The sequence below is a fragment of the Rhodococcus sp. 21391 genome (assembly GCF_016772255.1).
GTDB lineage: Bacteria > Actinomycetota > Actinomycetes > Mycobacteriales > Mycobacteriaceae > Rhodococcus_F > Rhodococcus_F opacus.
Genome location: NZ_CP063781.1, coordinates 4,368,362 through 4,387,072 on the forward strand (window position 1 = coordinate 4,368,362; position 18,711 = coordinate 4,387,072).

Sequence of the window (18,711 nt, forward strand, 5' to 3'; positions counted from 1 at the left end):
CCGTGCCGGTCAGCTGTCCTCGACGGTGATCTCCACCTGATCGGCGTTCACGCCTTCGGGCGGGTTCGCCGTTCCTTCGACGGAGATACGGCTCTTGTCGACGCCCTTGGCCTCGAGTGCGTTTGCGACGGCCTGGGCGCGCTGATCGGCCAGCAGTTCGGCGGCGGACTCGTCCGAGTTGGTGGCGTACGCCTCGATCCGGATGTTGTTGTCGCTGGCGTTCAGCGCTGCGGCCACTGCGCTGACGGTGACGTCGGAGATCGCGTTGAGCTCGGCGGTTCCCGACTCGAATCCGATCGGGACCGCCGCGATGGCCGAGTTGATCGCGTTCTGCGTGGCCTCTCGCGCGGTGTTCACGGCGGACGACGCCGTGGCTTGGACACTGCTGATCGCGCCTTCCACCCGGTCGGACGCCGAGGAGGTCGTCGTGGTCGCGATCGGAGCCTCGTTCGAACTGTCGTCGGAACAGCCGGCCGCGCCGAGCAGAGCGATGGCCGCGACCGCGATACCGGTGACGATGGTCTTGCGCATGATGGATTCCCCTATACGTCGGTATGTCCGGAAGGCGCTACACGTCGTGGGACGAGGATAGCCCCGCCGGCGCCCGGCGACGGCGGTATTCAGGCAGCGCCGCGGCTCCCACATCGTGGGATCAGGCCCGACGGATGTGAATCCGGACACGGGCTTCTCACCTGGTCGGAACCCGGTAATTCGTCCCGCGTTTCATTTCGGTTAAACCTTCGGATTGCGATCTCATTTCAATAACGGTAGGAATGAATCCGGCGCCCGCTCAGCGCCGACATAAATGCCCACAACCGAGCAAGGAGTTAAAAGCATGGATCTCGCCTTCCTGTCCGAATTCTTCTCCGCCTTCTCCGACCTCGCCGGTGCCCTGGACTTCTTCTCGGGTTCCGCCGACGCATTGGGCGGTGGCGCAGACGCCGCAACCGCGGCCGCGGCCACGATTGGCTAGCATTTCCGCTGGCACAAGACTTGAACACCCGTGACGGGGTTCGCACGCTCAGGCGCGCGAGCCCCGTCACGGCGTTGTCGGCACACTTCGTTCGACTCAATCACGTACCTATCACGGCGATTAATGCGTGACGTGAACATGTTCATTATCCACGTCACCAGCGAGTTACCCGGAATTGGTCGGTCGACCAATTGGGTCGACCTTCCGAAGATCAACTTTTCCGCTTCACCGTTGATTTATTCTCGAAATAATCGACTACGGCGCATATGTTCGGTACTTCCGTAACACGCGCGCATCTCAGTGCACATGCGTACACTCAAATCTCGTGACCGACCCGCAGATCAGACGCCGCTCCGAGGTGCGGGCCCTCGCCCGGCTGGCCCTCGAGGAAATCGGGGCCGCCGCCACCGGCATCGGCAGCATCCACCGCGCCATCTCGGATCGTGTCTTCGCCGGCATCCGGCTCGGTGTCGGCTCCCACGCCGTCCCCGCCAAACTGCTCCACGACGAGATCTCGGGCGCCGCGTACACACTCGTCGCCGACACCGCACGTCTCGGTGGTTCCCTCGCAGGACGGTACCTCGATCTCCCGTCGTCGGAGAACGTCGCCCCGTCCCAGACACGCCGCGGAGCCCAGGCCATCGCCGCGATCCAGGGTCTGATCGGCGACGTACTGGAATCGGAGGGGTCGCCGCTCGCCGCACCCCTGTCGATACGGGTGAACGGTGTCGCGCTCGCACCGGACGCGGGCACGCTCGCCGACGCCTTCCCGCGCGCCGGTGGCCGCATCGTCGTCTTCCTGCACGGACTCGTCGAGACCGAGGACGCGTGGGCACTGGGTCGCCGTCCCACCTACGGTGAACGGCTCGGGACGGACCTGGGGTACACGGCGTTGCAGATCCGGTACAACTCCGGCAGGCACATCTCGGACAACGGCAGGAGCCTGTCCGAACTCCTGGACGCGGTCACCGAGCACTGGCCGGTCCAGGTCGAGTCGATCGCCCTCGTCGGGCATTCCATGGGTGGCCTCGTGGCCCGCAGCGCCTGCCGGATCGCCTTCCTCGACGACCGCCCGTGGGTGAGGCGGGTTCAACATGTCGTGAGTCTCGGCTCACCCCACCTCGGAGCCCCGTTGGAGCAGGCCGTCCACTACGCGAGCGCCGGCCTGGCCGCACTGCCCGAGACGCGGGCGATCTCCGGGCTCCTGCGCAGAAGGAGCGCCGGCATCCGCGATCTGAACCAGGGTTCGCTCGTCGACGAGGACTGGCGCGATCGCGATCCCGACGCGCTCCGCGCCGCGGCGTGCAGTGAGGTCCCGCTCCTCGACGGCGTGACGTACTGCTTCGTCTCCGCGACCATCACGCGCAGCCCGAGACACCCGCTGGGACGCCTGCTCGGCGACGGCATGGTGCTCGTGCCGAGTGCGTCCGGCCGTAACCGGACGCGGATGATCGGCTTCCGCGACGAGGACGGCATGCACCTCGCGCCCGCGAACCATTTCACGATGCTCAACCACGAGTCGGTGTACGAGAAGCTGCTCGAATGGCTCGGAACGCCGGAAGCCGGCTGACTTGCGGACTCAGGCCATGGTCGTGTGCCACACGATGGCGGCGGCGAGCGCACCCGCGCCGTTCAGCGACCAGTGCAGCGCGATGGGCGCGATCAGACTGCCGCTGCGGCGACGGAGCCACGTGAACACGACGCCCGCGGCCGCGGTCGCGACCACCGCCGCGAAGATGCCGAGCACCTGACCGAGGACGCCGCCACCGAGGAAGCTGGACAGTCCCTTGTTGCCCGACGTCAGTCCCAGCGAAGACGCGATGTGCCAGAGGCCGAACATCAGCGATCCCGCCGCGAAGACACCACGTGCGCCGTACACCCGGTCGAGGGTGCCGTGCAGCACGCCGCGGAACGCGAGCTCCTCGGGGATGACGGTCTGCAACGGGATGACGATCATCGACGCGATGAGCGCACCGGACAGGGTGGCGTACCGGTCGGCCATGAAGAAGGGGCGGGTGATCGGCAGGGCTGCGCCGATCGCCACGACGCCGATCACGAGTCCCATCGCCGCCAGCGCGTACAACGAACCTTTTCGCCAGTGCCGGGGCGAGAGACCCAGTTCTGCCCAGCCGAGCCCGCGGCGGCGGATGAGCACGAGCAGCACGACAGCGGCGATGGGAACGGTGGCGATGCTCGCCCACGCGGTGGTGAAGTGCGCGATCAGATTCGTGGCCGCGAGGACGACCACCACGATCGCGATGTCGAGGTAGGCGTGCAGCACGGGCCGCTCGGCGCGTGCACCGGACTTCTCGCCGTCGACAGCTCCGGCGCACTGGACTTCAAGGGTCATTCGGCCGGCCGATCTGCTCCGTGTACACGCATCAAGTCAAGTGTACGGATTCGTCTGTGAAACCTCTGTGAGCCACGCCACTGCGCAGGTCGAAGCATGCCCCCGCGTCACAGGGCTGCCGGAGCCCGCGTCTAGCCTGGATACGAACTTCACACAACCCGCTGTCCAGGAGATAGAATGGCCGACTTCCTCTACGAGGACTTGCTGCCGATCGGTGAGGACCCCACCGAGTATCGGCTGCTGACCACCGAGGGGGTGTCGACTGTCGAAGGACCCGACGGCCGCACCTTCCTGTCCGTCGAGCCCGAGGCGCTGCGCCTGCTCACCGAGACCGCGCTCCACGACATCTCGCATTACCTGCGCAGCGACCATCTGAAGCAGCTCGCGAGCATCCTCGACGATCCCGAGGCATCGGGCAACGACAAGTTCGTGGCACTCGATCTGCTCAAGAACGCCAACATCTCCGCCGCCGGCGTGCTGCCGATGTGTCAGGACACCGGCACCGCGATCGTCATGGGCAAGCGCGGCCAGCACGTCCTCACCCCCGGCGACGACGAGAAGGCCATCGCCCGGGGGGTCTACGACGCCTACACCCGGCTCAACCTGCGGTACTCGCAGAACGCGCCGATCACGATGTGGGACGAGAAGAACACCGGGAGCAACCTCCCCGCCCAGATCGAGCTCTACGCCGACACGGCGACCGGCCACGAGAACGCCTACAAGTTCCTGTACATGGCCAAGGGCGGCGGCAGCGCCAACAAGTCCTACCTGTTCCAGGAGACCAAGGCGATCCTGAACCCGGACGGCATGATGCGGTTCCTCGAGGAGAAGATCCGCGCCCTCGGCACTGCAGCCTGCCCGCCGTACCACCTCGCGATCGTCGTGGGCGGCACGTCCGCGGAGTTCGCGCTCAAGACGGCCAAGTACGCGTCGGCGCACTACCTGGACGAACTCCCCAACGAGGGTGCGATCACCGGCCGCGGATTCCGCGACCTGGAACTCGAGGAGAAGGTGCTCGAGCTGACGCGTCAGATCGGCATCGGCGCACAGTTCGGCGGCAAGTACTTCTGCCACGACGTCCGCGTCATCCGCCTCCCCCGTCACGGCGCGTCGCTGCCCGTCGCTCTCGCCGTGTCCTGCTCGGCGGACCGCCAGGCCAAGGCGAAGATCACCCCCGAGGGCGTCTTCCTCGAGCAGCTCGAATTCAACCCGGGGAAGTTCCTCCCCGAGGTCACCGACGCCCAGCTCGACGCCGAGACCGACGGCGTCTCCGGCACCGGCAAGGGCGCCGCCGTGAAGATCGACCTCACCAAGCCGATGCCCGAAATCCTCGCCGAGCTGTCCAAGCACCCGGTGAAGACGCGGCTGTCGCTCACCGGCCCGCTCGTCGTCGCGCGCGACATCGCCCACGCCAAGATCAAAGAACGGCTCGACGCCGGCGAGGACATGCCGCAGTACCTCAAGGACCACCCGGTGTACTACGCCGGCCCGGCCAAGACCCCCGACGGCATGGCGTCCGGTTCCTTCGGCCCCACCACCGCCGGTCGCATGGACTCCTACGTGGAGCAGTTCCAGGCCGCGGGCGGTTCGATGGTGATGCTCGCGAAGGGCAACCGCTCCAAGCAGGTCACCGACGCATGCAAGTCGTACGGCGGCTTCTACCTCGGGTCCATCGGCGGTCCCGCGGCGCGTCTCGCCCTCGACTGCATCAAGAAGGTCGAGATCGTCGAGTACGAAGAGCTCGGCATGGAAGCGGTCTGGAAGATCGAGGTCGAGGACTTCCCCGCGTTCATCGTGGTCGACGACAAGGGCGAGGACTTCTTCGCCGGTGTCTCCACCCCCACCCTCACCATCGGCAAGCGCCCCGGCCTGTAGGCGGCTCCGCCGCCCGTGCGCCTTTTTGGTAGCTGGAGCAACCAGAAAGGCGCACGGGCGCTACGCGCCTACGGCGATCTCGACGACGGGGTTCTTCGCCGGGTCGAGCCGGCCGAGGAGTGAGGTCAGCGTGTCGCGGTCGATGGCGACGCACCCTTCGGTGGTGGTGCCGTCCGTGACGTGCAGGAACATCGCCGAACCGAGGCCGGGAACGCGGGCGGCGTTGTAGCCGATCGCGGCCGCGTAGTCGTACAGCGGTCCGGCCGCGTAGAGGTTCTCGCTGTTACCACCGGGGCTCGCGTCCTGCCGGACGTGCGTGTTGTACGTGGGCGAGAGCGGATTCGAATCCCACCAGTCCCGCCGGTCCGACTGGAAATACGGCATCGCCGTCTCCGGTGCGGGCTGCCGGCCGAACGCCTGTGACAGCGGAAAGACCCCGGCCGGCGTGCGGGTGGAGAATTCGTTCGCCGCACCGATTCCTTCTGCGCCGACGTCGGCGGGGACGGGGCCCGCGAACACCTGCCACGTGCCGTCCGCAGTCCGTTCCCAGGCGGTCAGTTCGGCGACCACTGCCCCCACGGACGGCGCGTAGACCGTGATCACCTGGTCCGAGGCGCCGGAGAAGACTGCTCTGTCCGGGGCTGCGGAGGCGCCGGGTGCGAGCACCAGCCCGATCAGAGCCACCATCAGTCCCGCCAACCACAGTCGACCCACCCGTAACGTCGTCATGGGGCGAGTGTTCCATCCTCGGGCACTCGTTGCGAGATTTCCCTCCGCGCTGCTACACCCGGCAGAGGATCTCGCTGTGCAGCAGCGCGAACCAGCCGTCGTCCTCCCGCACCCACGAACGCCAGCCCGCCGCGATGCGTTCCAGGTCCGCCCCGGTGGCGAGCCCCAGTTCGAGCGCCCGGTCCGCGTAGTGCGACTGCAGCGAGCGATCGGCCCAGGACCCTCCCCACCACTCGCGATCCTCGTCGGAGGAGAAGCACCACGCGCTCGCGGTGTTCACGACGTCGGCGAGACCCGCCTCGTGCGCCCACGCCCGCAGGCGACGTCCGGTGTCCGGTTCACCACCGTTCGCCCGCGCGATGGAGTTGTACAGCGTCAGCCATTCGTCGAGTTCCGGTGTCGGCGGGAACCATGTGAAGGTGCCGTAGTCGGCGTCGCGGGCGGCGACGATTCCACCGGGCCTGCACACCCGCTTCATCTCGCGCAGCGCCTGCACCGGATCGCCGACGTGTTGCAGGACCTGATGCGCGTGCACGACGTCGAAGCTGTCGTCGGGAAAGTCGAGGGCGTGGACGTCCGACACCACGGTCAGGACGTTCGGGACTCCCCGCTTCGCGAACTCCTTCCTGGCGAGGGACAGCGCCTCGTCGTTCATCTCGACGGCGGTGACGACTCCGGGTGCGACGAGTCCCGCGAGGTCGGCGGTGATCGTGCCCGGCCCGCACCCGACGTCGAGCAACGCCATGCCTGCGCGCAGGTGCGGGAGCAGATAACCGGCGGAGTTCTCGGCGGTGCGCCATCGGTGGTTTCGCAGCACCGATTCGTCGTGACCGTGGGTGTAGACCGTCTCGTCGCCGTTCATGTCTCCGACGCTAGCAACTTCGACCAGATAATGGGATTCCCATCTCACCATATAGGATTACGCGAACCTCGCCCGCAACAGGCCGTGAGTGTTACGTTGTTGCACACCAACGCGGCAACCGAGGGACTGCCATGACTTTCAGCCTCGCTCTCACTCCGGCGCAGAAAGACCTCGTCGAGCGGACGCACGCCTTCGCGGAGAACGTGATCCGGCCGGTGGCGGCCGAGCACGACCGCGCGCAGGAGTTCCCCTGGGACGTTCTCGAGAAGGCCGCGCAGGAGGGCTTCTACAGTCCGCTGTTCTACCGCGACCTCATCGGCGACCCGACCGGCCTGTCCCTCCCCCTGTTCATGGAGGAGTTGTTCTGGGGTTGCGCCGGAATCGGGCTGGCCGTCGTGATGCCCGCGCTGGCGCTGTCGTCGATCGGGCAGGCCGCGACGCCGGAGCAGATGCTGCGCTGGGCGCCCGAGTGCTTCGGCGAGCCCGGCAACCTGAAACTCGCCGCACTGTGCATCTCCGAACCCGAGGGCGGCAGCGACGTCCGCAATCTGCGGACCACCGCGACGCGCGACGGCGACGAGTGGGTGATCGAGGGACACAAGATGTGGATCGGCAACGGGGGAATCGCCGACGTGCACGTCGTGAACGCGACCGTCGACCCGGACCTGGGCCATCGCGGTCAGGCGCTCTTCGTTGTGCCCGGCGGAAGTCCGGGTATCGAACTCGTCCGCAAGCTCGACAAGTTGGGCTGCCGCGCGTCGCACACGGCGGAGCTGAAGTTCCATCAGGTGCGGGTTCCCGCCGATCATCTGCTCGGCGGCGACGACAAGTTGCAGAACCGCATGCGGAAGGCCCGTGAGGTGCAGGAAGAGGTGGCCACCGGCGCGCCCCGGCGCAAATCGGCCACCCTCGGCACGTTCGAGCAGACACGCCCCATGGTCGCCGCTCAGGCGCTGGGCATCGCCCGCGCAGCGCTCGAATACGCCACCGAGTACGCGAACCGCCGCGAGGCGTTCGGCGGCCCGATCATCGACAACCAGGGCATCGCATTTCCGCTGGCCGACCTCGCGACCCAGATCGACGCCGCGCGGCTGCTCACCTGGCGGGCGTCGTGGATGGCGGCGGCGGGAGTGGAGTTCCGCCACGGCGAGGGCTCGATGGCGAAACTCGCGGCGTCGGAGGCCGCGGTGAAGACCACCGAACGCGCACTGCAGACGATGGGCGGGTGGGGGTACATCAGCGACCACCCCGTCGAGAAGTGGTACCGGGACGCCAAGCTGTACACCATCTTCGAGGGCACCAGTGAGATTCAGCGGATGGTGATCGGGCGCGCTCTCGGCGCCGCGGACGGCGCCCCGCCCCTCCACTTCGATCAGCCGACCGAGGGATCCGCCTTCAACCGGCGGTTCGGCAGGGGCACGTCCGTGCGCACGAAGGCAGGCGAGTTCGCGATGTCGATGAAGGACCGGATGCCCGAGTCCGCGCAGCGACTGGCGATGAAAATCCTTGCTCCACCGAAGAAGTGAAACCGGCGCGGGATCAGGTCCAGAGGGCGGCCACGAGCACGGTGACGATGCCGAGCCCACCGGTCACGTGGACCAGGTTCGGGTTATCGTGCCCCTTCTTCTGCTTGCCCCGGACGATCTCGGCGAGCGCGACCACCACCAGTGAGAGTAGAAGCTTCACGCCGATCTTGACGTGGTTGTAATCCTTGTCCAGTGCGGCCTCGCCGAGCCCGACCAGGATCAGTCCTGTCACGAACTGGAGCCGCGCACCCCACACCATGACCTCGGAGATCCGCGGCGCCCCGAGCACCGCGAAATAGCCGCCGACGAGGGCGGCCATGCCGAGCAGGTGGCAGACGAAGAAGAGGTTGTAGACGACGGTCATCTCCGCAGCCTAGCGACCTGCCCGGTCAGCCGGATACGATTCCCGCCTCGATCGCCGCCTCCCGGTACGACGCGGCCAGCGTGGCGACGGTTTCGTGGGCGTTGAGCCCGCTGGGGTTCGGGACCAGCCACAACTCCGCACCCTCGAGGTCGCGCGGCTGCTTGCCCTTCTTCGCGGCACGCTCCCCGAAAGCCGTGCGGTAGGCGGTGATTCCGGCGACGGCGACCACCCGGGGAGCGGTATCGCGGACGATGGTGCGCAAGCGCTCGGCGCCGACGGCCAGTTCCTCACCGGTCAACTCGTCCGCCTTCGCGGTGGCACGCGGGGCAAGGTTGGTGATGCCGACGCCCCGCTCGATCAGGTGATCGCGATCCGCGTCCGACATCCCTGCCGTCGGATCGATCGGACGCTCGATGATCCCCGCGGCCAGCAGGGCCGGATAGAATCGGTTGCCCGGGCGCGCGAAATGCGCCCCGGTCGCGGCCGTCCACAGTCCCGGGTTGATACCGACGAACAGCAGTCGGCAGCCCGGTCCGATGAGGTCCGCAACCTCGGCGTCCCGGAACGACTCCAACTCCGCACGAGTGAAGCTCACAGCCTGTCCGCCTGCGCACTCACAGTCGGCCCGCCTCCGTCAGCCCCGCAACGGTGTCGGCCAGGGTCTCCGCCGAATCCCGGTACTTCACACCCAGTTCGCTCTCGCTCGGGCGGTCGTCCGTGTCCGGCATCCGCGTGTAGTACTCCATCGCCGCCTCCGAAATCGGGGTGTCGATGGGGACGAACCGGTCGACGGCGTCGACCAGTCTGCCCACCAGGCGCAACGCGGCGTCCGGAACCGGGAACACCCCCATCCACTTGCCGGTGATCACGCCCAGCATCTCCGCGATCCCCGCGATCGAAATCCGGGGACCACCGAGCATGTACCGGCGGGCGCCGCGTCCCGACTCGAGGAGCGCGGCGTGCGCGCTCGCCACCTCCCGGACGTCGACCATCGTCCACGCCGCGCTCCGCCCGGGCAGACCCCGCAGGTGAACGGCGGCCTCGACTGCCTGAGCCGCCTCGCCGAACTGGTTCCCCGCGGGCGGGCCGATGATCATGCCCGGATAGGTGATCGCGATCGGTGCGCCGTCGGTCTGAAGGTCGCGAGCGTACTGCTCCACACGTGCCTTGCTCCGGCCGTAGGCGTCGGGAGGCCCGCACACCGGCAGTTCGGGAGTGAGCAGCCGGGCCCCCGGCTGGAACAGCGCGGCGATACTCGAGACGTAGACGATCGGGTCGAGGCCCAGCTCGACTGCGGTTCCCAGCACGTTCTGCGCGCCGGCCAGGTTGGTCTGCAACATCTCCTCCGCGCGCCGCGGGTCGACCGCGACCACGGCCGCGGCGTGGATGACGGCGTCGCAGCCGTCCAGAGCGCGGCGCACGGACTCGGCGTCCGTGATGTCACCGACCACGTAATCGGACGTGTCGAGTCCGAGTGCCGCGGCACTGGTCACGAGGCGAGCAGGATCTCGCACGAGGAAGCGCACCCGGTGACCGGCGTCCACCGCCGCCTTCGCACTCCACGCCCCGACGAAACCTGTTCCCCCCGTGACCAATACGAGCAAGGTGAACTACACCGTCCTGGCGAGACGGTTGGCGAGCATGGTGGTGAACCGGGCGGGATCCTCTAGCTCGCCGCCCTCGGCCAGCAACGCCATCCCGTAGAGCAGCTCCGCGGTCTCCCCCAGCGCCGGATCCTCGTTGCGTTCGCCGTGCGCCTCCCGCAGCCCGGTGACGAGCGGGTGGGTCGGGTTCAGCTCGAGGATGCGCTTCGTGGTGGGGACGGGCTGTCCGGACGCCCGGTACATCCGCTCGAGTGCCGGCGACATGCTGAACGCGTCGCCGACGATGCAGGCCGGCGACGTGGTCAGCCGCGTCGACAGCCGCACCTCCTTGACCTGCTCGCTCAGCGCGTCGGCCATCCAGGAGAGCAGGCCGGCGAAGTCCTTCTCCTGCTCCTCCCGCTCCGACTCGTGCGCCTTCTTGTCTTCCTCGGTGTCGAGATCGACCTCGCCCTTGGCGATCGACTGGAACGACTTGCCGTCGAATTCCGGCACGGCACCGACCCACATCTCGTCCACCGGATCGGTGAGCAGCAGCACCTCGAAGCCCTTCGCGCGGAAGGCCTCCATGTGCGGTGAGCTCTCGAGCAGCTGCCGGGATTCGCCGGTTGCGTAGAAGATCTGCTCCTGACCGTCCTTCATCCGCGCCACGTAGTCTTCGAGCGAGGTCAGCTCCTCCTCGCTGTGGGTGGACGCGAACGACGAGATACCCAGCAGCACATCCCGATTGTCGGTGTCCGACATCAGGCCTTCCTTGACCGCGCGGCCGAACTCCGCCCAGAACGTGCGGTAGTCGTCGGGCCGCTCGGCCTTCAGGTCCTTGATCGTGGTGAGGACCTTCTTGGTGAGCCTGCGCCGGATGGCACGAATCTGCCGGTCCTGCTGAAGGATCTCACGGGACACGTTGAGGGACAGGTCCTGAGCGTCGACCACACCCTTGACGAAGCGGAGGTACTCCGGCATCAGCTGGTCGCAGTCGTCCATGATGAAGACGCGCTTGACGTACAGCTGCACACCCGTCTTCCCGTCCCGCATGAACAGGTCGAACGGCGCGTGGGACGGGATGAACAGCAGCGCCTGGAACTCGAACGTGCCCTCCGCCTTCATCGGGATGACCTCGAGCGGATCGTCCCAGGCGTGGGCGATGTGCTTGTAGAACTCCTTGTACTCGTCCTCGGAGACGTCGTCCTTCGAGCGCGCCCACAGCGCCTTCATCGAGTTGATCGTCTCGGACGTCGTGGTGACCTCGTCCTCGCCGTCGCCCTCCGCGGGGACCGTGCGCTCCACGTTCATCCGGATCGGCCACGCGATGAAGTCGGAGTAGCGCTTGACGAGCTCCCTGATCTTCCGTTCCGACGTGTAGTCGTGCAGGTGATCCTCGGCGTCCTCGGGCTTGAGGTGCAGGGTGACGGAGCTGCCTTGCGGGGCGTCGTCGACCGCTTCGATCGTGTACGTGGCCTCGCCGCTCGACTCCCAGCGCGTGGCCTCGCTCTCGCCTGCCTTCCGCGTCAGGAGGGTGACCTTGTCGGCGACCATGAACGTCGAGTAGAAGCCGATGCCGAACTGCCCGATCAGTTCCTCGGAGGCGGCGGCGTCCTTCGCTTCCTTCAACTTGCGGCGTAGGTCTGCGGTGCCGGACTTGGCCAGCGTGCCGATGAGGTCGACGACCTCCTCGTGGGACATGCCGATGCCGTTGTCGCGGACGGTGAGCGTGCGCTGCTCCGCGTCCACCTCGATCTCGATGTGCAGATCCGACGTGTCGACGTGGAGCTCCTTGTTGCGGAAGGCTTCGAGCCGCAACTTGTCCAGCGCATCCGACGCGTTGGAGATGAGCTCCCGCAGGAACGAGTCCTTGTTGGAGTACACCGAGTGGATCATGAGGTCCAGGAGCTGGCGGGTCTCCGCCTGGAACTCCAGTTGTTCGATTTTCGTGCTCACTTCGATTCCCTTCGACAGCAGAACCCTCGACACCAGATTCGTCGTCGGAATGATATCCCGCGGCCGAATACCGGATTCATCGTGGCGAGAGGTCCGGATCCGGCCGCGCCGGGGAGGCGAGGACCTCCGGCGCCGATCTGCCCGGGACCCTCAGCCGGCGGCGTCCTCCTTCAGGGTGTACGCGACCAACGCATTGGCATGACCGTGACCGAGGCCGTGCTCGGACTTCAGCCAGCTCACCAACTCCATGTGCTTGGTCAGCTCGGACGACCGGATGAGCGTCTGCCATTCACTGATCGGCCGACCGTACTTCTCCTCGATCGACGGGAAATAGGACGCGGGCCCCTTCACTGGTTCAGCCATGCGCGACAGGCTACCGGCACCCGCCGACACATACTGTCCGACAGGCATCTTCGGATGTAGCGCCCTCGCCGACGCCGACGTCCGTAAGCTGACTGCATGGAACGAACATCGGCAAGGTGACGTCGTGGCGGAGCTGATTCTGGGACCACTGCTGAGACATGTCGGCACGTGCGATGCGACGGTGTGGGTCGAGACGTCGGAGGCGTGCACCGTCCGGGTCCTCGGCCACGAGGAACGCACGTGGAACGTGTCGGGTCACCACTATGCGCTCGTCGTCGTGGAGGGTCTGGAGCCCGGGTCGACCACCCCGTACGAGGTGGCCCTCGACGGCCGCCCGGTGTGGCCGTTGCCGAGTGCCGTCCCCTCGATGATCCGCACGCTCCGGGAGGACGACGACACGCTCGTCCTCACGTTCGGGTCGTGCCGGTTCGCCACGATGTCCACCACGGAGGACAACCGGCACCTCGGCGCCGACGCCCTGGACGCGTATGCGGTGCGGATGGCCGAACAGTCGCCGGACCAGTGGCCCGACGCCCTGCTGCTGCTCGGGGATCAGGTGTACGCCGACGAACTCTCCCCCGAGACCGAGGCCCGGGTCGCCGAGATCCACGACGTGAACGAGCCACCGGGGCCGCAGGTGCGCAATTTCGAGGAGTACACCTGGCTCTACGCCGAGTCGTGGTCGGACCCTCAGGTGCGCTGGCTGATGTCGACGGTGCCGACGTCGATGATCTTCGACGACCACGACGTCCGGGACGACTGGAACACCTCGGAGTCCTGGCGCGCCGAAATCGAGGCCACGTCGTGGTGGGAGGAGCGCATCGTCGGCGCGCTGTCCTCGTACTGGGTCTACCAGCACCTCGGGAACCTGGCGCCGAGTCACCTCGCCGAAAATGAACTGTACCAACGCGTTCGGAAGCACGGCGGCGACGTCGAGCCGATGCTCCGCGAATTCGCGTCTGCCGCCGACGAGGAAGCGGACGGGGCCAAAGGCATGCAATGGTCGTATCGCCGGGACCTCGGGGTTGCGAGGCTGCTCGTCATCGACTCAAGGTGCGGTCGCATCCTCTCCGGCGGTCGCCGCGAGATGGTGTCCGACCCGGAATTCTCCTGGATCGAACGTCAGACCGAGGGCACCTACGACCACCTGCTCGTCGGCACGTCGCTGCCGTGGTTGCTGCCCCGCGCCCTTCACGACCTCGAGTCCTGGGACGAACGCCTCGCCGCCGGGTCCCGTGGCCCACGGGTCGCGGCCTTGGCGGAGAAGATCCGGCGGGGAGCGGACCTGGAGCACTGGGCGGCGTTTCGCGACTCGTTCGACCGGCTCGCCCGCCTCTTCGCCGAGGTCGGCGCAGGCCGTCGGGCCGGGCCGGGGGGCCGGGCGCCGTCCACCATCTCGGTGCTGTCCGGGGACGTCCACCACGCCTACGTCGCGCAGGCGCACTACACCGAGCGGTTGCAGTCACTGGTGTATCAGCTGACGTGCTCGCCCCTGCACAACTACGTTCCGGCCGCCATGAAGGTGACGTTCCGGATCTCGTGGCGGCGCGCCACCGAGCGGACCGTGCGTTTCATCCTCGGCCGGGTGTCGCGGGTGCCACCCGTCCCCATCGACTGGTCGAAGGTCGCCGGACCGTTCTTCGGCGATCAGGTCGCGACTCTCCACCTGAACGGGCGGGCCGCCCGCCTCGTGATGGAACAGGCACGCAACGGCAGCGACGGCACGCCCCGATTCAGGACCATGACCGACCTCGAGTTGACGACGGGAACGGACGCCTAACGCTGCTCGGCCGCCGCCTTCAGCTGTGCGAGCCCCTTCTCGAAGTCCTTGCCCACCATCTTGTCCATCGGGAAGAGGACTCCCACGATCGTGAAGAAGCGGTTGGTCTTGCCGGTCATCTGCCAGCGGACGGTGGTCCCGGCGCTGTTCGGCTCGAGGAGGAACGTCGTGACGTTGTCGGCCTTGAACGGTTTGAGGAATTTCAGCTCGAGCACGACCTTCGAGCCGGGCACCGACTCGGTGATCACCATCGACCCCGCACCCGCCTTGCGATTGCCCTCCCAGGCGTAGGCGGCGCCGACGCCCGACTCCGGGCCGGAGTACGTGCGCTTCAGGTTGGGATCGACGTTCTCCCACGGCGACCACGACTGCCACAGCCGGAAGTTGTCGAGAAGCGGCTGAACGACGTCGGGGCTCGCATCGATGACGGTGGAACGTTCGACGAGGAACTCGTCCAAAGCCATGCCGGTCTCCATTCGGTGTCGGGTGTGGTGGACCGACGTCGCGCCCACCTGTCGAGGTGGAAGATAACGCCTCACCGGCGGTGGCGCGCGCGGTATCGTCGGGAGCGACCCAACGACAGTGCTGTGGTGGGGGTAGCAGTGACGACCGAGACGGATCTGATCCGCAATATCGCTCTGGTGGGACATCAGGGTAACGGGAAGACGACGCTCGCGGAGGCGATGCTCTTCCGCGCCGGTGTCGTCACCCGGCCCGGACGCGTCGAGAGCGGTAACACCGTGCTCGACACCCAGCCCGAGGAGCACGACCGCACGCAGTCGCTGACGCTCGGCCTGGCCTCCTTCTCGTGGGGCGACTACCGGATCAACCTCCTCGACCCGCCGGGCTACGCCGACTTCGTCGGCGACGCGACGACCGCGCTCCGGGTCGCGGACGTCGCCGTGTTCGTGATCGACGGAGTCAGCGGTCTGCAGGTGAACGACGAGTTGCTGTGGCAGGTGGCCGGCGAGCGATCCATCCCCCGCATCCTGTTCGTGAACAAGATGGACAAGGAGCGGGCGTCGTTCGATGTCGTCCTGGCCGGGATCCGCGACCATTTCGGGTCGGGAGTCGAACCGGTCGACCTGCCCGTCGGCGAAGCGTCGGCGTTCACCGGGGTCGCCGATCTCCTCACCGAGCACGTCATCCTCTACGACAGCGGGTCCGCGAACACGAGCGACGAACTGCCCGCCGACATCGCCGACCGCGAGCACGAACAGCACGAGCATCTCGTGGAGGACGTGGTCGAGATCGAGGACGACCTGCTGTCGAAGTACCTCGACGGGGAGGACATCTCCGTGGCCGAACTCGAGCACGCGCTCCGCGCGGGTTTCGCGGCGGGCTCGCTGTGGCCGGTGCTGTGCGGGTCGGCCGTCGATGCTATCGCCGTCGACCGGTTGCTCGACTTCGTGTGCCGGATCGCGCCCGCACCGTCGGAGGTCCCGGGCATCGAGGTGCACGGTGACGGGGTCGCCAAGGTGCACGGTGACGGGGTCGCCAAGGTGCACGGTGACGGGGTCGCCAAGGTGCACGGTGACGGGATCGCCAAAATGCGCGGTGACGGGGTCGCCGAGGTGCGGTGCGATCCGTCGGGGGACCCGCTCGCGTACGTCTTCAAGACGCAGACCGACGAATACGTCGGGCAGGTGGCGTTGGTGAAGATCCTGTCCGGCACCGTGCACGCCGATGACGTCCTCGTCAATCAGCGCACCGGCGCGAAGGAACGCCTGCACAACCTCCTTCGCGTCCTCGGCAGTAAACACACCGCGATCGACACCGCGGAGGCGGGCGACATCGTCGGCGCCATCAAGCTCACGGACGTGTCGACGGGCGACACCCTCGCACCGATCGGCTCCTCCCTCACCGTGCCTCCGATCGTGCACCGGCGTCCCGTGTACGGGATCGCCGTGGCTGCCGAGAGCGCGGGCGACGAGGACAAACTGGCGACCGCCCTGGCGGAGCTCGTCAGCGACGACCCGACGCTGGAGGTGACCCGCGACAGCGAAACCCACCAGACGGTGGTCCGGGGCGCGGGCGACGTGCACGTGCAGGTGGCGCTGACCCGGTTGAAGCGGCGGTACGGCATCACCCTCCAGACCGAACCGGTCAAGATCGCCTACCGCGAGACGCTGCTCGGCACCGTGGAGACGGAGGGCCGCCACAAGAAGCAGAGCGGCGGCCACGGCCAGTTCGGGGTGGCGACGGTCCGCTTCGAGCCGCTCCCCCGCGACGAGGGCTACGAGTTCGTCGACGAGACCCGCGGTGGAGTGATACCCAAGTCCCTCATTCCCGCGGTCGGCAAGGGGATCGCCGAATCGATGGGACGCGGAGGCCGGCACGGGTTTCCGCTCGTCGACCTGCGAGCCACCGTTCTCGACGGTAAGCATCACTCGGTCGACTCCGACGACTTCAGCTTCCGGATGGCGGGGGCACTCGCCCTTCGGGCGGCCATCGACAAGGTGGGCACCCTCGTCCTCGAACCCGTCGACCACGTCGAGGTCACGGTGCCGTCGGCGCTTCAGGGTGACGTGATGGCGGATCTCGGACGGCGTCGCGGCCAGATCGAGGGCACCGAACCGGCGGGGGACGGCGAGATCACCGTGATCGCGTCGGTGCCGACGAGCGAGGTCACCGATTATCCGGTCGCCCTGCGCTCGATGACACACGGACGTGGCCGTCTCGCACTGAGTTTCAAGTGCTACCAGGAGCGGCCCGAACCGCGCTGACAGTGCCCTTCCAGCGTGCACGCAGCGTTCTCCCAGCCTCCCGCGGTGTAGTGGTGTCTCACTCACACAGAAGGGAACGGCATCGATCATGCGTTCACAATTGGTTCGCGGCATCGGTGGAGCGGCGATGGCTGTCGGTCTCGCATGTTCCGTCGTCGCGTGTAGTTCGGGCGAGGCGTCGTCCGGCACTTCGTCGACCGGCACCAGCAGCGCCGCCGTGGAGGGCGGCGCCACGCCCGCGGCGATGAGCGACGAACTGCAGGCCTGCCTCGAGGAGAACGGCGTACCCGCACCGCCCGACCAGGCCGGCGGCGGCGCACCGGGCGGAATGGCGCCGCCCAGCGGCGAGATGACACCGCCGGAGGGCGGCGACGGTTCGACCCCGCCTGAGGGCGGAACTCCGGACGCGTCGAGCGCTCCTCCCGGGGTGGACAGTTCGACGTGGGCGGCCGCGCAGGAGGCGTGTTCCGGCGGGGCCGGTTCGTGAGCCGCAGCTAGTGCTCGCGACCGGTCCGCAGCCGCGCGGCGAGTTCCGCGCGGCTGCGGACCCCAGCCTTCGCGTACACCGATTTCAGGTGATCCTGGACGGTGTTCACCGTGATGCCGCGGCGGTTGGCGATCTCGGACGTCGCATAGCCGGCGATCACGTCGGCGCACACATCACGTTCGCGTGCGGTCACCGCATAGGCCGCGAGCAGCAGTCCCGTGAGCTCGCCGCCGACCGCGGGTTCGAGGGTGACCACCGTCTGCGGTTCGTCGCCGCCGATCAAGGCCGTGGCGCGCACCAGAATCCAGCCACCCTCCGCATCGCGGACACGCGCCTTGAAGATCCCCGAACCGCTGGACCGCGCCCCGAACGTCGCCGCCCGCAACACCACGGTCAGCCTGCCCGGGGCCACCTCGTCGAAGCGATCCCGCCAACCGCGGGCAGCGGCCGTGAGCGCGACCGGTTCACCGGCGGCATCGGTCAGCACCACCGCCGGCCCCTGGTCGCCGCCACCGGAGATCGCCGGGGCGTGCACGGACGCGGCCCGTGTCGCGACCGCCAGGCCGGGGGCCACGAGTGTGAGGAACTCGAGCTCACGGTCGGTGAAATCCGGTCCGGACCGCACGAATCCGGCTGCGCCCCAGCACGCGCCGTCGACGCGGAACACGAGGCGGACCTCGCTGCCGAGCCCCAGCGGCGCCCACACCGCGCCGTGACGGAGGCTGTGCGCGACCTCGTCCGCGGGGAGGTCCGAGGCCCGCGCGACGATTCGACCACTGCGGGCGAGTTCGGCGAACGTGCCCGGATCGTCGCCGTTGTACTCGGATTCGGCGAGCAGCGGCTCGTACTGCTGCGGGATCCGGCTACGCCCGCTGGTCATCGAACTGATCGCGAGCGTCTCCGGGTCGAGCATCGCCCAGCACGTCAGGTCGCTGCGCACCGTCTCACCGACCAGTTCGAGGGCGCGCTCGTGCAGCTGTGTGACACCGGCGCCCGATCCCGCGACCGCGAGCACCTCGCGGCGCAGCTTTTCCGCCCGGACCTCCAGCATGAACACAGTATGCGCTGGTCACAGGCACACCACCATCCCAGATTCCTGGGATGGGCAGCGGGGTACGCCGGTCCTACCGTCGCAGT

Annotated in this window: 18 protein-coding genes; 7 read left to right on the forward strand and 11 right to left on the reverse strand. The window is 67.7% G+C overall.

The features are described 5' to 3' along the window. Positions 1–9: 9 nt before the first annotated feature. Positions 10–531 (reverse strand): OmpA family protein, encoded by a 522-nt coding sequence (locus GO592_RS20265; RefSeq protein ID WP_007300237.1) that lies wholly within the window; start codon positions 529–531, stop codon positions 10–12. Positions 532–835: 304 nt separating this feature from the next. Between GO592_RS20265 and GO592_RS20270 the strand changes: the two genes are divergently transcribed. Both GO592_RS20270 and GO592_RS20275 read left to right on the forward strand, forming a co-directional pair. Next, on the forward strand, positions 836–973 hold the full coding sequence (locus GO592_RS20270; RefSeq protein WP_009479155.1) for a hypothetical protein: 138 nt from the start codon (positions 836–838) through the stop codon (positions 971–973). A 325-nt stretch (positions 974–1,298) separates the two neighbouring features. Then, a complete protein-coding gene (locus GO592_RS20275) occupies positions 1,299–2,543 on the forward strand; it encodes an esterase/lipase family protein (RefSeq protein WP_007300236.1) in 1,245 nt (414 codons plus the stop codon). 9 nt (positions 2,544–2,552) lie between these two features. Here GO592_RS20275 and GO592_RS20280 read toward each other — a convergent pair whose 3' ends face one another. Continuing rightward, on the reverse strand, positions 2,553–3,323 hold the full coding sequence (locus GO592_RS20280; protein WP_007300235.1) for a type II CAAX endopeptidase family protein: 771 nt from the start codon (positions 3,321–3,323) through the stop codon (positions 2,553–2,555). A 177-nt stretch (positions 3,324–3,500) separates the two neighbouring features. On the opposite strand from GO592_RS20280, the gene GO592_RS20285 reads away from it, so the two are divergent. Further along, positions 3,501–5,198, forward strand: coding sequence for a fumarate hydratase (locus GO592_RS20285; RefSeq protein WP_007300234.1), 1,698 nt, complete (start codon positions 3,501–3,503; stop codon positions 5,196–5,198). Between the two features lie 60 nt (positions 5,199–5,258). On the opposite strand, the gene GO592_RS20290 is transcribed toward GO592_RS20285, so the two are convergent. Both GO592_RS20290 and GO592_RS20295 read right to left on the reverse strand, forming a co-directional pair. After that, positions 5,259–5,927, reverse strand: coding sequence for a L,D-transpeptidase family protein (locus GO592_RS20290; RefSeq protein ID WP_007300233.1), 669 nt, complete (start codon positions 5,925–5,927; stop codon positions 5,259–5,261). 52 nt (positions 5,928–5,979) lie between these two features. After that, positions 5,980–6,789: a class I SAM-dependent methyltransferase gene (locus GO592_RS20295; RefSeq protein WP_007300232.1), complete on the reverse strand. Its 810-nt coding sequence runs from the start codon at positions 6,787–6,789 to the stop codon at positions 5,980–5,982. 131 nt (positions 6,790–6,920) lie between these two features. On the opposite strand from GO592_RS20295, the gene GO592_RS20300 reads away from it, so the two are divergent. After that, positions 6,921–8,315, forward strand: coding sequence for an acyl-CoA dehydrogenase family protein (locus GO592_RS20300; RefSeq protein WP_005253679.1), 1,395 nt, complete (start codon positions 6,921–6,923; stop codon positions 8,313–8,315). 13 nt (positions 8,316–8,328) lie between these two features. Here the strand turns inward: GO592_RS20300 and GO592_RS20305 are convergent, their stop codons facing one another. The 5 genes from GO592_RS20305 to GO592_RS20325 form a co-directional block, all read right to left on the reverse strand. After that, complete coding sequence (locus GO592_RS20305) at positions 8,329–8,679, reverse strand: hypothetical protein (protein ID WP_007300231.1); 351 nt, start codon at positions 8,677–8,679, stop codon at positions 8,329–8,331. Positions 8,680–8,704: 25 nt separating this feature from the next. After that, positions 8,705–9,274 (reverse strand): mismatch-specific DNA-glycosylase, encoded by a 570-nt coding sequence (locus GO592_RS20310; RefSeq protein WP_007300230.1) that lies wholly within the window; start codon positions 9,272–9,274, stop codon positions 8,705–8,707. A gap of 19 nt (positions 9,275–9,293) precedes the next feature. Next, complete coding sequence (locus GO592_RS20315) at positions 9,294–10,283, reverse strand: SDR family NAD(P)-dependent oxidoreductase (RefSeq protein ID WP_039952724.1); 990 nt, start codon at positions 10,281–10,283, stop codon at positions 9,294–9,296. A 6-nt stretch (positions 10,284–10,289) separates the two neighbouring features. Continuing rightward, positions 10,290–12,218 (reverse strand): molecular chaperone HtpG, encoded by a 1,929-nt coding sequence (gene htpG / locus GO592_RS20320; protein WP_007300228.1) that lies wholly within the window; start codon positions 12,216–12,218, stop codon positions 10,290–10,292. 150 nt (positions 12,219–12,368) lie between these two features. Continuing rightward, positions 12,369–12,581: a DUF4287 domain-containing protein gene (locus tag GO592_RS20325; RefSeq protein ID WP_005253684.1), complete on the reverse strand. Its 213-nt coding sequence runs from the start codon at positions 12,579–12,581 to the stop codon at positions 12,369–12,371. Positions 12,582–12,705: 124 nt separating this feature from the next. On the opposite strand from GO592_RS20325, the gene GO592_RS20330 reads away from it, so the two are divergent. Next, entirely contained in the window at positions 12,706–14,361 is a 1,656-nt protein-coding gene (locus tag GO592_RS20330; protein ID WP_007300227.1) for an alkaline phosphatase D family protein, read from the forward strand. On the opposite strand, the gene GO592_RS20335 is transcribed toward GO592_RS20330, so the two are convergent. Further along, positions 14,358–14,825 carry an SRPBCC family protein gene (locus tag GO592_RS20335; protein WP_007300226.1) on the reverse strand — a complete coding sequence of 156 codons (468 nt, stop codon included), beginning with the start codon at positions 14,823–14,825 and terminating at the stop codon, positions 14,358–14,360. The two genes, GO592_RS20330 and GO592_RS20335, sit on opposite strands and share 4 nt — an antisense overlap. Before the next feature lie 138 nt (positions 14,826–14,963). Here GO592_RS20335 and GO592_RS20340 point away from each other — a divergent pair, with 138 nt between their 5' ends. Further along, positions 14,964–17,087: an elongation factor G gene (locus tag GO592_RS20340; protein WP_007300225.1), complete on the forward strand. Its 2,124-nt coding sequence runs from the start codon at positions 14,964–14,966 to the stop codon at positions 17,085–17,087. A gap of 127 nt (positions 17,088–17,214) precedes the next feature. Further along, on the forward strand, positions 17,215–17,574 hold the full coding sequence (locus tag GO592_RS20345; protein WP_007300224.1) for a hypothetical protein: 360 nt from the start codon (positions 17,215–17,217) through the stop codon (positions 17,572–17,574). A 7-nt stretch (positions 17,575–17,581) separates the two neighbouring features. Here GO592_RS20345 and GO592_RS20350 read toward each other — a convergent pair whose 3' ends face one another. Further along, entirely contained in the window at positions 17,582–18,625 is a 1,044-nt protein-coding gene (locus tag GO592_RS20350; protein ID WP_039952759.1) for a helix-turn-helix transcriptional regulator, read from the reverse strand. Positions 18,626–18,711 lie beyond the last annotated feature (86 nt).

What these genes read in the sequence shown, in the direction of transcription:
- GO592_RS20265 (WP_007300237.1), bottom strand. Translation starts at nt 531, where the DNA reads ATGCGCAAGACCATCGTCACCGGTATCGCGGTCGCGGCCATCGCTCTG.
- GO592_RS20270 (WP_009479155.1), top strand. Translation starts at nt 836, where the DNA reads ATGGATCTCGCCTTCCTGTCCGAATTCTTCTCCGCCTTCTCCGACCTC.
- GO592_RS20280 (WP_007300235.1), bottom strand. Translation starts at nt 3,323, where the DNA reads ATGACCCTTGAAGTCCAGTGCGCCGGAGCTGTCGACGGCGAGAAGTCC.
- GO592_RS20285 (WP_007300234.1), top strand. Translation starts at nt 3,501, where the DNA reads ATGGCCGACTTCCTCTACGAGGACTTGCTGCCGATCGGTGAGGACCCC.
- GO592_RS20290 (WP_007300233.1), bottom strand. Translation starts at nt 5,927, where the DNA reads ATGACGACGTTACGGGTGGGTCGACTGTGGTTGGCGGGACTGATGGTG.
- GO592_RS20295 (WP_007300232.1), bottom strand. Translation starts at nt 6,789, where the DNA reads ATGAACGGCGACGAGACGGTCTACACCCACGGTCACGACGAATCGGTG.
- GO592_RS20300 (WP_005253679.1), top strand. Translation starts at nt 6,921, where the DNA reads ATGACTTTCAGCCTCGCTCTCACTCCGGCGCAGAAAGACCTCGTCGAG.
- GO592_RS20305 (WP_007300231.1), bottom strand. Translation starts at nt 8,679, where the DNA reads ATGACCGTCGTCTACAACCTCTTCTTCGTCTGCCACCTGCTCGGCATG.
- GO592_RS20325 (WP_005253684.1), bottom strand. Translation starts at nt 12,581, where the DNA reads ATGGCTGAACCAGTGAAGGGGCCCGCGTCCTATTTCCCGTCGATCGAG.
- GO592_RS20335 (WP_007300226.1), bottom strand. Translation starts at nt 14,825, where the DNA reads ATGGCTTTGGACGAGTTCCTCGTCGAACGTTCCACCGTCATCGATGCG.
- GO592_RS20345 (WP_007300224.1), top strand. Translation starts at nt 17,215, where the DNA reads ATGGCTGTCGGTCTCGCATGTTCCGTCGTCGCGTGTAGTTCGGGCGAG.
- GO592_RS20350 (WP_039952759.1), bottom strand. Translation starts at nt 18,625, where the DNA reads ATGCTGGAGGTCCGGGCGGAAAAGCTGCGCCGCGAGGTGCTCGCGGTC.